This window comes from Actinokineospora iranica (assembly GCF_900101685.1).
Lineage (GTDB): Bacteria > Actinomycetota > Actinomycetes > Mycobacteriales > Pseudonocardiaceae > Actinokineospora > Actinokineospora iranica.
This window is the reverse complement of record NZ_FMZZ01000029.1, coordinates 1-11,692: the sequence shown is the minus strand read 5'-3', so window position 1 is coordinate 11,692 and position 11,692 is coordinate 1. Positions and strand designations below refer to the sequence as shown.

The window sequence follows — 11,692 nt, the reverse complement described above, 5'->3', positions numbered from 1 at the left end:
GTATTAGACCCAGTTTCCCAGGCTTATCCCAGAGTGCAGGGCAGATTACCCACGTGTTACTCACCCGTTCGCCGCTCATCCACCCCGAAGGGCTTCAGCGCTCGACTTGCATGTGTTAAGCACGCCGCCAGCGTTCGTCCTGAGCCAGGATCAAACTCTCCAATAATGAATTGTTTGGCACATCCTGACAAACGACACCAAAAACTGGCATCAATCCATCATCTCAAAGGAACCCACAAAAAGGGGTTCAATCATTCAAGCTCTACTGGCTTAAATCGGCACACTGTTGAGTTCTCAAACAACACACGCACATCCGAATCAACCGCCAAACAAGGCGACCTCATCCGAGGCTGGTTTGTCTTCTAAGTCTTTGGAGTGTCTTCGCTCGTTCCGGTTTTTCCGGCCCGTGTCGCGCTGACAGGAAGAAAGTTACACGGTCGCCAACACGGGATCAAATCGGGGGGTCCGCACACCGCGACAGCCCCAGGGCGAGCAGCGGAAGTCGTTGCGCCACAAGGGTTTTCGCAGCAGGCCCGAGCGCGTCGACCGGACGGCCGGGATCGAGCCGCCCACAGCCTCCCAGAGCCCTTCCAGAGCGCGTTTTCGCTGATCAAGTGCGGTGCGTGGGCGGATTCGGCGCGTCAGCTGCCCCGATCAAAGTTGGGAATGTGAACTCTTGTGACGGCGGTCACTATCTCCCGGGAGTGGGTAAGGGGGCGAGTACGCATGGTTTCGGCCATCGGGTTCGGCCTGCCTACCGGCGGGCCGCTTATCGGCAGGAGCACATCCATGCTCAAGACCAAGTCCACACTTCGACGCATCCTCACGCTGGTCGCGGCCAACGCCGCGCTCGGCGCGGCCGTGGTCGCTGGGGCGGCGCCCGCGGCCGCGGCGCCCACCGCCCCGGCCGCGGTCACCACCCTCACCTACGACGACAGCCTCGCGGGCGAGTTCAAGTCCGTCGTCGCCGATGGCGCTGCCGTGTGGAACGCGGCGGTGACCAACGTGCGGATCGTCAAGGCGGCCGCGGGGCAACGGGTCAACATCCGCGTCATCGCCGACGACGGGTGGCCGCGCGCGACCCTCGGCCCGATCCGGGCCAGCGGCAGCGGCACCGTGTGGTTCGGCCGCCGGGCCGTCCAGCAGGGGTACAGCCCGCTGCGGATCATCGCCCACGAGTTCGGCCACTCGCTGGGGCTGCCCGACCGGCGCACCGGGCTGTGCGCGGACCTGATGTCGGGCAGCTCGGCGCCGGTCACCTGCGCCAACGCCCAGCCCAACCCCACCGAGCGCTCTGTGGTCCAGCGCAACTACGCCACCGCCGTCGCCACCCAGGACACTGCGCTCACCCTGGTCGTCAGCGACGCGGCCTAGTCCCGTCTGCGGCGTTCGCCAAGCAGGGTCAGGACTTCGCGACGAGGGTCAGCACGTCGTACTTGGCCGCGGAGGTCCCGTCCTGCTTGGTGACGTCGGCGTCCCAGCGGACCTCGCCGTATTCGGCGTTCTCGCGCGGGGTGATCCGCTTGGCTGTCAGCGTGGCGGTCAACTCGTCGCCCGGGTAGACCGGGGCGAGGAACCGCAGGTTCTCCAGGCCGTAGTTGGCCAGCACCGGGCCGGGTTCCGGGGACACGAACAGTCCCGCGGCGAAGGACAGCACCAGGTAGCCGTGCGCGACGATCCCGCCGAAGAACTCGTTCGCCGCGGCGGCCTCGGGGTCGGTGTGCGCGTAGAAGGTGTCGCCGGTGAACTCGGCGAAGTGGTCGATGTCGGCCTGGGTGACCACCCGGGGACCGGCCACGACCGAGTCGCCGACGCGCAGGTCGGCCAGGGACTTGCGGAAGGGGTGCGTGCCCAAGTCGCGCGGGGCGCCCGCCACCCACTCGCCGGTGACGGCGGCGAGCACCTTGGGGCTCGCCTGCACGGCGGTGCGCTGCAGGTGGTGCAGCACGGCGCGGATGCCGCCCTGCTCCTCGCCGCCGCCTGCCCGGCCGGGGCCGCCGTGCACGAGCGCGGGAAGCGGCGAACCGTGGCCGGTGGACTCCTTGGCGTCGTCGGCGTCGAGGACGAGCAGCCTGCCGTGCCACGGGGCGGCCCCGAGCACCACGTCCCGGGCGAAGTCGGCGTCCCCGGTGACCACGGACCCGACGAGGCTGCCCTGGCCGCGCGCGGCGAGGTCGACCGCGTGCTCGGTGGAGGTGTAGGGCATGAGGGTGCTGACCGGGCCGAACGCCTCGACCTCGTGCGGCTCGGCGCGGTCGGGGTCCTCGGCGCACAGCAGGACCGGGGACAGGAACGCGCCGCGCTCGGGGTCGGCGTCGACGACCTCGACCCGCTCCGGGTCGCCAAAGACGAGGGTGCCCGCGGCGAGCAGGGACTTGAGCGAGCGGCGGACCTCTTCGCGCTGCTCCAGGCTGGCGAGCGCGCCCATGCGCACGTCCGGGTTGGCCGGGTTGCCGATCGTCACCGTCGACAGCCGTTCCGCGGTGGCCTCGGCGACGGTGTGCAGCAGAGCGGCGGGGACGATGGCGCGGCGGATCGCGGTGCACTTCTGGCCCGCCTTCACCGTCATCTCGGTGACGAGCTGCTTGACGAACAGGTCGAACTCGGCCGTGCCCGGACTCGCGTCCGGGCCGAGGATCGAGCAGTTGAGCGAGTCCGCCTCGGCGTTGAACCGCACGCTGTGCCGCACGATCGTGTCGTGGGCGCGCAGCCTGCGGGCGGTGGACGCCGAGCCGGTGAACGAGACGAGGTCCTGCGGGGTGAGGTGGTCGAGCAGGTCGCCCGCGCCGCCGCTGAGAAGTTGCAGGCTGCCCTCGGGCAGGATCGCCGAGTCGATGATCAGCTCGATGAGCTTCTCGGTGACGTAGGCGGTCTGGCTTGCGGGCTTGACCAGGCTGGGCACGCCCGCGACGAAGGCGGGGGCGAGCTTTTCCAGCGGTCCCCAGACGGGGAAGTTGAAGGCGTTGATCTGCACCGCGACGCCGCGCAGCGGGGTGGCGATGTGCCTGCCGACGAAGGTGCCGCCCTTGCCCAGCGGCTCGACGGGGCCGTCCAGGCACACCTTGGCGTTGGGCAGTTCGCGCCTGCCCTTGCCGCTGTAGGCGAACAGCACGCCGATGCCGCCGTCGACGTCGACCTGCGCGTCGCGCCGGGTGGCCCCGGTGTGCGCGGACAGGGCGTAGAGCTCGTCCTTGCGCTCCATGAGGTGGGAGGCGAGGACCTTGAGCAGCGCGGCGCGCTGGTGGAAGGTCAGCTCGCGCAGGGCAGGCCCGCCGACGCGCCTGCCGTGGTCGAGCGCCGCGGCCATGTCGACGCCCGCCGAGGAGATTCGGGCGACCTCCGCGCCGGTGACCGCGTCGTGCAGGGGCGTCCCGTCGTCCGGGCGCTGCCAGCGGCCGGACACGTAGCTGCGCAGAACTGCCATCGAACTCGACCTCCCCGAGGCCGGGGGCGGCGTCGTCGCCGCGCGTTCCGACCGTCCGGCTTCGATGGTAATGCCGCGCCCGGCTTCGTGGCGGGCTGACGGACGGCCCTATCGCCCGGCCGTCACCGGGTGGGGGCGCACTCGGCGAGCATCTCCAGGAGCGCGGCCTTCTCCGGTGCGGTGATCGAGAGCCCGTAGCGGTGCTTGATCTCGATCCAGTTGGCGGCGTAGGTGCACCAGTACGTCTTCAGCGGCGGTTTCCACTGGTCCGGCGACTGGTCGCCCTTGCTCTGGTTGACGTTGTCGGTCACCGCGATGAGCTGGGGGTTGGTGAGGTCGTTGGCGAACTCCTTGCGGCGTTCGTCGGTCCACTCCGCCGCGCCGCTGCGCCAGGCGGCGGCCAGCGGCACCCAGTGGTCGATGTCGATGTCGGAGGCCTTGGTCCAGGTCTCGCCGTCGTAGGGGCTTGTCCAACTGCCGGACACGGCCCGGCATTCCGCGTCGGTCTTGACGTCGACGCCGTCGCGCTTGAGCACGGTCTCCCGGGTGTCGCAGCGTCCCTCGACCGTGGCCCAGTGCGGGAACCGGTCCCGGGAGTAGCCCGCCATCGAGCCTGCGGGCTTGACCGCCAGTTCGGACAGCCGTTGCCGGGCGTCGGTCGGCGAAGCGGACGGCGGTGTGTTCGGCTGGCCCGCGCTGAACCAGTTCGTGGCCCAGGCCAGGACCACCACGGCGACGATCAGCGCGACGACCGGGAGCAGGCGCTTCACGGGAGGTCACCCCCGACCGGGACGACGATCGCGGGGACAGCCGGTTGGCGCATGAATCACTCCCGAGTATGCAGCTTTACTCGCATATATTCGGGTTCATGCGCCAACCGGCCGGGAGCCACGCCGGACGGCCGATCGAGATCGCCGTCACACGGCCCTAGTGCGCCACCGCCTTCTCCGCGCCGACGCCGGTGAGCGCGCGGACCTCCATCTCGGCGTACTTGTCGTCCTGGCGCTCCTTGGACAGGACCGTGCCGAGCCAGCCGAGGAAGAACGCCAGCGGGATCGACACGATGCCCGGGTTCTCCAGGGGGAACCAGTGGAAGTCCACGCCCTGGACCATCGACGGGGTGGCCGCCCCCGCGGGTTTCCCGGACACCGCTGGGGAGAACACGATGAGCACGATGCTCGACGCCAGGCCGCCGTAGGTGCTCCACAGCGCGCCGGAGGTGTTGAACCGCTTCCAGAACAGCGAGAACAGGATCGTGGGCAGGTTGGCCGACGCGGCGACGGCGAAGGCGAGCGCCACCAGGAACGCGATGTTCTGCCCGTTGGCGACGATGCCGCCGACGATGGCGACGACCCCGATGACGACGGCGGTGATCCGGGCGACGCGCACCTCGGCGTCCTTGTCGTCCACCTGGCCCTTCTTGATGACGTTGGCGTAGATGTCGTGCGCGAAGGACGCCGACGCGGTGATGGTCAGGCCCGCGACGACGGCCAGGATCGTGGCGAAGGCGACCGCGGCGATGAACCCGAGCAGGACCGGCCCGCCGAGCGCCTCGGCGAGCAGCGGCGCCGCCGAGTTCGCCTTGCCCGGGGCGTTGCGGATGGCGTCCGGGCCGACGATCGCGCCCGCGCCGTAGCCCAGGACCAGGGTGAACAGGTAGAACACGCCGATCAGGACGATGGCCCACACCACCGAGCGGCGGGCCTCGCGGGCGGTGGGGACGGTGTAGAAGCGCATCAGGATGTGCGGCAGGCCCGCGGTGCCCAGCACGAGCGCGAGACCGAGGGAGACGAAGTCGAGTTTGCTGGTCTCCGACCCGCCGTACTGCTTGCCGGGGTTGAGCAGCGCCTCACCGCTCGCCCCGCCCGCGTCCACCGCGGCGCCGAGCAGGCTGGAGAGGTTGAAGCCGAACTTCGCCAGCACCCAGACCGTCATCGCCAGCGCGCCGGTGATCAGCAGCGCGGCCTTGATGATCTGCACCCAGGTCGTGCCCTTCATGCCGCCGACCAGCACGTAGACGATCATGATGACGCCCACGACCGCGATGACCACGGACTGGCCGGTCTTGGTGGTGATGCCCAGCAGCAGCGCGACCAGGCCACCCGCGCCCGCCATCTGCGCGAGCAGGTAGAAGAACGACACGACCATGGTCGAGGTCGCCGCTGCGGCGCGGACCGGGCGCTGGCGCATCCGGAACGCCAGCACGTCGCCCATCGTGTACTTGCCGGTGTTGCGCAGCAGTTCGGCGACCAGCAGCAGCGCCACCAGCCAGGCGACCAGGAAGCCGATCGAGTAGAGGAACCCGTCGTAGCCGTTGAGCGCGATCGCGCCCGCGATGCCCAGGAACGACGCGGCCGAGAGGTAGTCGCCCGCGATGGCGACGCCGTTCTGCGGGCCGGTGAACGACCGGCCTGCCGCGTAGTAGTCGGCCGCGGTCTTGGTGTTGCGGCTGGCCCGGAAGACGACCACGAGCGTGATCGCCACGAAGGCCGCGAAGATCGCGATGTTGAGGGCGGGGCTGTTGCCCGTCACGCCCGCCGCGCGGACGGTCACTGGGCCACCTCACTTGTTCGGTGGCCCCGCGCGCCCACGCACTGTGCCGATGATTCGCTCGCAAGCTCGCTCATTCCCCGGCTCCTTCCAGGTCGGCGCGCAGTTTCGTCGCGAGCGGGTCGAGTTTGCGGTTGGCGTAGCGGACATACAGGGCAGTGATCGCGAAGGTGGAGGCGAACTGGCCCAGGCCCAGCACCAGCGCGACGTTGATGTCGCCGACCAGCTTGGTCGACATGAACCCGTGCGCGTAGTCGGCCAGCAGCACGTAAACCAGGTACCAGAGCAGGAACAGCGCGGTCATCGGGAACACGAAGACGCGCAGTCGCCTGCGTAACTCGGTGAACTCCGCGCCCGCCTGGACTTCCGCCCAGTCCTGGTGCGGCTCGGGTGTGCTCATCGGTGCCTCCTCGATTCCGGGAGTGTCCCCGTCACGTTAAGGAAGTGACCCTACTCGGAGCGTGATCAGCGGCCCAAACGACGAGTGACGCGACGAACGGCCGACGAGCGGCGCGCGGACCACGACGAGTGGTCCAGGTCACGGGTCGGCGCGAGGGTGCGGCGCTCGCGCACATGCAGGCGCAGCATGGCCGCGGCCGACCAGGAGGGCGGGCGGCCGAACAGCGACACCACGACCATCGCGCCGAACGCGAGCGGCACCGACCACGGCGCGGGCTGGGCCACCAGGATCGCGGGCCACCCGTCGACCGGCGGCCCGAACAGGGTGGCCGCGATCGCGCCTGCCGAGGCGGCCAGCCCGACGGCGACACCGGCGATGGCGCCGGTCGCGGTGAGCCGGGACCACCAGACGCCGAGCACCAGCAGCGGGCAGAACGTCGACGCGGCCACGGTGAACCCCCAGGTGACGAGCACGCCCGCGTCCAGCCGGGCCGAGGGCAGGGCGAGCAGCACGACCACCGCGGCCGCGCCGACCACGGTGTAGCGCAGCCGCGCCACCCCGCCGGGCGCGAGGTCGTGCGAGATCGCGCCCGCGACGACGAGCAGCAATCCCAGCGAGGTGGCGAGAAACGCGGCGAACGCGCCCGAGGTGAGCAGCACCGTGAAGAACGTCCCGGCCGCCCCGCTGTCCACTTGAGACGGAAGGGCGACCACGGCGGTGTCGGTCGCGCCGGAGAGGTACAGGTGCGGCACGAGCACCGCGGCCAGCGTGCCGTAAACGCCGGGGAACAAGTAGAACACGCCGAGCAGCCCCACGGTGATCGCGGCCGTGCGCCGCGCCGCGCGACCGTCCGGGCTGGTGTGGAAACGCATCAGCACATGCGGCAGGCCCATGGTCCCGAGCATCGTGGCGAACAGCACCGCCCAGGTGCCCAACAGCGGGTGGCCCGCGTCCCGCAGGTCGAGCAGCGGCCGCTGCCACCCCGGCCCACCCGGCGCCGCCCCGCCGCGCACCCCCGGCACGGCCGCGCCCTCGGCGAAGACCAGCGTGGTGTTCGCCGGAACCCGCAACTCCCCCGGCGCCACGACCCGCTCCGGGAACAGCAGCACGGTCGGCTCCCGCACCTCCAGGGTGACCTCGACCTCGAAGTCGACCGGCGTGTTTCCCTTGAAGTGCGTGAACTCCACCGGGTGAACGGCGTCGTGGCGGACCTGCGGGCCAGCCTGCAGCAGCAACCAGATCGCGGGGACGATGAACAGCAACAGCTTGAAGCAGAACTGGAACGCCTGCACGTAAGTCGCCGCCCGCATCCCACCCGCCGCGAGCGTCACACTCACCACCACGGCGGCGATCACCACCCCCACCCAGTACGGGCTGCCGCTGACCACGCTGAGCACCAGGCCTGCGGTGCGGAACTGCGGCACCAGGTAAAGCCCCGCGATCACCAAGACCACGACGGCGGCCAACCGCCGCAACGGTTTCGACGCCAACCGCGCCTCGGCGAAGTCCGGCACGGTGACAGCGCCGGACCGGCGCATGGGGGCGGCGACCAACACCAGCATGGCCACGTAGCCCGCGGTGAATCCCACGGGGTACCAGAGGGCGCCGACGCCGTCTTTGACCATGAGGCCCGCGACTCCGAGGAACGAGGCCGCGGACAGGTACTCACCGGAAACGGCGGCCGAGTTGACCAGCGGGGAGACGCGGCGGGAGGCGACGAGGAAGTCAGAGGTGGTCCGCATGGCGGCCACGCCGCGAAGGCCGACGAGCAGGGTCACCAGGACTACGGGGGCGACCGCGAAGAGCGCGATCACCGCTGGTCCGGTTCCGCGGGGGGCCGGGTTCTGGGGTTGGCTCGATGGGGTGGAGTGGTTTCTTCGGGGCACCTACGAAGGAAGATCCCGTCGCGGGAAAGACGGGTGGGGAGCCCTCGGCCCCACGACCACGGCGAGTTCAGGGATCTTCCTTCACCCCAAAGAAACCACTCCACCCCATCGAGCACCTGGCAGGGCCGGGTGCGGCCTTGTGGGAGGCGGGTGCCCTCCGCTGCCCTGCCGAGAACCTGGCAGGCCGGTAGGCCTGGCAGATGGGCGGGTGTGCTCCTTGCCCCCGCTGAGCACCTGGCAGGGCTGGGCTTGCCTGCAAGAGGGTGGGTGCGCTGTCCCACCCCCACTGGGCGCCCGGCAGGGCTGGGCTTCGGCTTGGCGGGCAAGTGGGTGTGCTGTTCCACCCCATCTGGCACCTGGCCAGCCCGGGCTGGAGCCTGGCAGGGCTGTGCGGACGTCTCACCCATCCCACCACCGAAAGCGACGGGCCCAAACAGGCACCGGGCAAGGCCGGGCTCGACTGGCGGGAGGCCTGATGCGCCGCACCACCCCACCGCGCACCAGGCGAGGCCAGACTCGACCACCAGGAGAGCAGTTTCCGCCGCCCCACAGCCCCCACAACAAAGCCCACCCGCCCTGGGGGACCATCCCTGATCCATCCTATCGGCCCAGGTCAGCGCGGGGAAGGGGACGCGGCTCGCCTGTGGATAACTTCGGCTGCGCCGGATGCGGCCTGCGGTGGGGGGACGCGGGTGGGCGATGAGTCGGGGTTCGGGACGGTTCGGTGGTTTCCAGGCGTTCGGCGTGGTGTAGGTGCCAGTGGGCGAGGGCGACCATCGCGGGGAAGGGGATGGCGACCAGGGCCAGCCAGGACACGGGGATGCCCGCCACCCGGATGGTGTCGAGGGTTGGCAGGGTGTGCAGGAGCAGCGGCAGGCCGAACAGCAGGGTGAACAGGGCCGCCAATGCCACCGCCGCTCGCAGGCGCTGGGCGCGGTAGACGGTCAGGGCATGGCGGGCTTCGCCGGGGTCGAGGGTGGGGGGTCGCCAGGCGGAGCGGTGTCTGCGGCGGGAGTGGGCCAGGCGGGTCTGGGGGCTGGTGACCGCGACTCTGCGGTGGGGGGTCATCTGCCGCTCCGGCCTAGTTCGCCGCGTTGGGCCGCCAATAACAAGCGTTCGCGGAGTTCTCGGGCGTGGCGGCGGCTGACGGGGACGTCGCCTAGATCCGTGTGGGCGAGCAGGCCGCCGACGGAGTCGCTGCGGAGTTCGCGGACCGCGTCCAGGGCGACCAGGAATCCTCTGTGGACTCTCGCGAAACCTGAGCCCTCCCAGTATTCCTGCAGCCGCGAGATCGGCATCCGCACCAGGTGCACCCCCGATGGCGTGTGCAGGCGGACGTAATCCCCGTGCGCCTCGGCGAACTTCACCTCGCCGCGCCGGACGTAGCGGGTGCGGCCGTCGGTTTCCACCGGCAGGGCGGGCATGGCGTCCGGGGCTGGGCGGGGTGGTGGCGCTGCGGCCGGGTGGCGGGCGGCGGTGACCCGGGCGACGCGGGTCAGCGCGTCGGCCAGGCGTTCGACGCGGACGGGTTTGAGCAGGTAGTCGACCGCGCCGATGCCGTAGGCGGACACCGCGTGGTCCTCGAACGCGGTGACGAAGACGATCGCGGGCGGCTCGGTGAGGCGGGTCAGCAGCGAGGCCAGTTCGAGGCCGCTGAGGCCGGGCATGGAGATGTCGAGGAAGACCGCGTCGAACGGCTCGGCCTGGATCATCTTCACCGCGGTGAGCGCGTCGCCCGCGGCGTGCGTCTCCGCGACGTCGGGGGCGGCGCGCAGCAGCCTGCACAGCTCGTCCAGGGCGGCCCGGACGTCGTCAACGGCGAGCACCCGCAGCCCGCTGTCCATCACGGCATCACTCCCGGTGCGAACATCGGCACCCGGACGACCACCCGGGTTCCCGCTTCCTCCGCTGTCTCCACCACGAGCCCGAACCAGGACCCGTAGACGTTGCGCAGCCGCCGGTCGACGTTGGCCAGGCCGACACTGCCCGCGGGACCTCTGCCTGCGAGGATCGCCTCGGCGTGGGCCGGGGCCATGCCCACGCCGTCGTCCTCGACGGTGATGACGCAGTCGGCGCCCTCGGCCTCGCCGCGCACCTGGACCAATCCGCCCGCCCCGCGCGGCTCGACGCCGTGCCGGATCGCGTTCTCCACCAACGGTTGCAGCACCAGGTAGGGAATCGCCACGGCGAGCACTTCCGGGGCCACCCTGATCTGCACGCGGAGCCGGTCGCCGAGGACGGCGCGTTGCAGGGCCAGGTAAGTCTCGATGGCGTGGAACTCTTCGGCGACGGTGGTGTAATCGCCGTGGCCCGCCAGGCTGTAGCGGTTGTAGTCGGCGAAGTCGAGCATCAGCTCGTGCGAGCGCTCCGGGTCCGAGTGCACCAGGGACGCGATGACGGTGAGCGCGTTGTAGACGAAGTGCGGTGAGATCTCCGCGCGCAGCGCCCGCAGTTCGGCCTGCGCGGCGTGCTCGGCGGAGGCCTCCAGGCGGGCGCGTTCGAGGGCGGCCACGATCCACTCGGCGACCTCGCGGACCGCGGCGGCGCGGACCCGGCCCGCGACCACGAGTACCCCGGCCAGCTCGTCGTGGACATGCAGCGGGACGACGAGCAGCGGCGGGCGGCCCGCGCGGGTCTCGTTGTGCAGGACTTCGTCGACCAGGGCCAGCCAACGGGTGCCCGAGGGCGCGCGGCCCGCCCAGACGGGGCTGCCGGAAAGGTCGGCCAGGCCGATGGCGTCGGCATCGAGCAGCCCGCGGATGCCCCGGGCAGCCGAACGGACCCTGACCCCGGCGAGCCCGTCGGCCAAGTCGTCGCTGATGCCGCGGGCGACGGCGAGAACAGCGGCGGGGTCGGTGCGGGACCAGGGAAGCCCTAATCGGGCGGGTTCATCGCGCTCCGGTGCCGACATCCGTGGTCCTTTCCGACGGTGCCGTAGATGTTAGGCGTGCTTCCACCTCTTCGGGTGACGCTCGTGGACCACTCGTCCCGAAGCCGGCACCGTCCGTCGCGGCGTCCGGTCAGTGCAGCCCGGCCGCTTCTACCGTGACGCATCGAAGCCGCGACGAACTGTGGGAGAAACATGAGTGGGGTAACGCTGGACAACTTGTCGACGGAGCACAGGGTGTTCGCGCCGTCGGAGGGGTTCGTGGCGGGGGCGAATGTGACCGGTGCGGCGTACGCGGAGGCGGAGGCGGATCGGGAGGGTTTCTGGGCCGCCCAGGCGGAGCGGTTGGTGTGGGCGCGGCGGTGGGAGCGGGTGCTGGACTGGGACAACCCCCCGTTCGCGAAGTGGTTTGTGGGGGGCCGGTTGAACGTGGCCTACAACTGCGTCGACCGCCACGTGCAAGCGGGGTTGGGGGATCGGGTCGCGATCCACTGGGTCGGCGAGCCCGGCGACACCCGCACCATCACCTACGCCGACCTGCACCG

The 11,692-nt window shown here is 70.6% G+C and carries 10 protein-coding genes and 1 rRNA gene; 2 read left to right on the top strand and 9 right to left on the bottom strand.

The window, feature by feature from the left end; genetic code table 11:
• Positions 1-166, bottom strand: a 16S ribosomal RNA gene (locus BLS56_RS30070); the annotation flags it as partial.
• A 560-nt stretch (positions 167-726) separates the two neighbouring features.
• On the opposite strand from BLS56_RS30070, the gene BLS56_RS30065 reads away from it, so the two are divergent.
• A complete protein-coding gene (locus tag BLS56_RS30065; protein WP_228772058.1) occupies positions 727-1,374 on the top strand; it encodes a snapalysin family zinc-dependent metalloprotease in 648 nt (215 codons plus the stop codon).
• Positions 1,375-1,402: 28 nt separating this feature from the next.
• Here the strand turns inward: BLS56_RS30065 and paaZ are convergent, their stop codons facing one another.
• From paaZ to BLS56_RS30025, 8 genes are all read right to left on the bottom strand, one after another.
• Complete coding sequence (gene paaZ, locus BLS56_RS30060; protein WP_091457938.1) at positions 1,403-3,424, bottom strand: phenylacetic acid degradation bifunctional protein PaaZ; 2,022 nt, start codon at positions 3,422-3,424, stop codon at positions 1,403-1,405.
• A 122-nt stretch (positions 3,425-3,546) separates the two neighbouring features.
• Positions 3,547-4,194, bottom strand: a complete 648-nt coding sequence (locus BLS56_RS30055; RefSeq protein WP_228772057.1) for an HNH endonuclease family protein — start codon at positions 4,192-4,194, stop codon at positions 3,547-3,549.
• A gap of 157 nt (positions 4,195-4,351) precedes the next feature.
• Complete coding sequence (locus BLS56_RS30050) at positions 4,352-5,977, bottom strand: solute symporter family protein (protein WP_091457936.1); 1,626 nt, start codon at positions 5,975-5,977, stop codon at positions 4,352-4,354.
• A 70-nt stretch (positions 5,978-6,047) separates the two neighbouring features.
• Positions 6,048-6,374: a DUF485 domain-containing protein gene (locus BLS56_RS30045; RefSeq protein ID WP_091457933.1), complete on the bottom strand. Its 327-nt coding sequence runs from the start codon at positions 6,372-6,374 to the stop codon at positions 6,048-6,050.
• Between the two features lie 65 nt (positions 6,375-6,439).
• Positions 6,440-8,188: a sodium/solute symporter gene (locus tag BLS56_RS30040; RefSeq protein WP_091457931.1), complete on the bottom strand. Its 1,749-nt coding sequence runs from the start codon at positions 8,186-8,188 to the stop codon at positions 6,440-6,442.
• Positions 8,189-8,860: 672 nt separating this feature from the next.
• On the bottom strand, positions 8,861-9,328 hold the full coding sequence (locus tag BLS56_RS30035; RefSeq protein WP_324187548.1) for a hypothetical protein: 468 nt from the start codon (positions 9,326-9,328) through the stop codon (positions 8,861-8,863).
• The gene (locus BLS56_RS30030; protein ID WP_091457929.1) at positions 9,325-10,104 is read right to left on the bottom strand and encodes a LytR/AlgR family response regulator transcription factor; all 780 of its coding nucleotides are present in this window, start codon (positions 10,102-10,104) and stop codon (positions 9,325-9,327) included. The genes BLS56_RS30035 and BLS56_RS30030 overlap by 4 nt, the downstream gene beginning before the upstream one ends.
• Positions 10,104-11,171: a sensor histidine kinase gene (locus tag BLS56_RS30025; RefSeq protein WP_091457927.1), complete on the bottom strand. Its 1,068-nt coding sequence runs from the start codon at positions 11,169-11,171 to the stop codon at positions 10,104-10,106. The genes BLS56_RS30030 and BLS56_RS30025 overlap by 1 nt, the downstream gene beginning before the upstream one ends.
• 171 nt (positions 11,172-11,342) lie before the next feature.
• Here BLS56_RS30025 and BLS56_RS30020 point away from each other — a divergent pair.
• Positions 11,343-11,692: acetyl-coenzyme A synthetase N-terminal domain-containing protein (locus tag BLS56_RS30020; RefSeq protein WP_324187547.1), on the top strand; the 350-nt coding region annotated here is incomplete at its 3' end.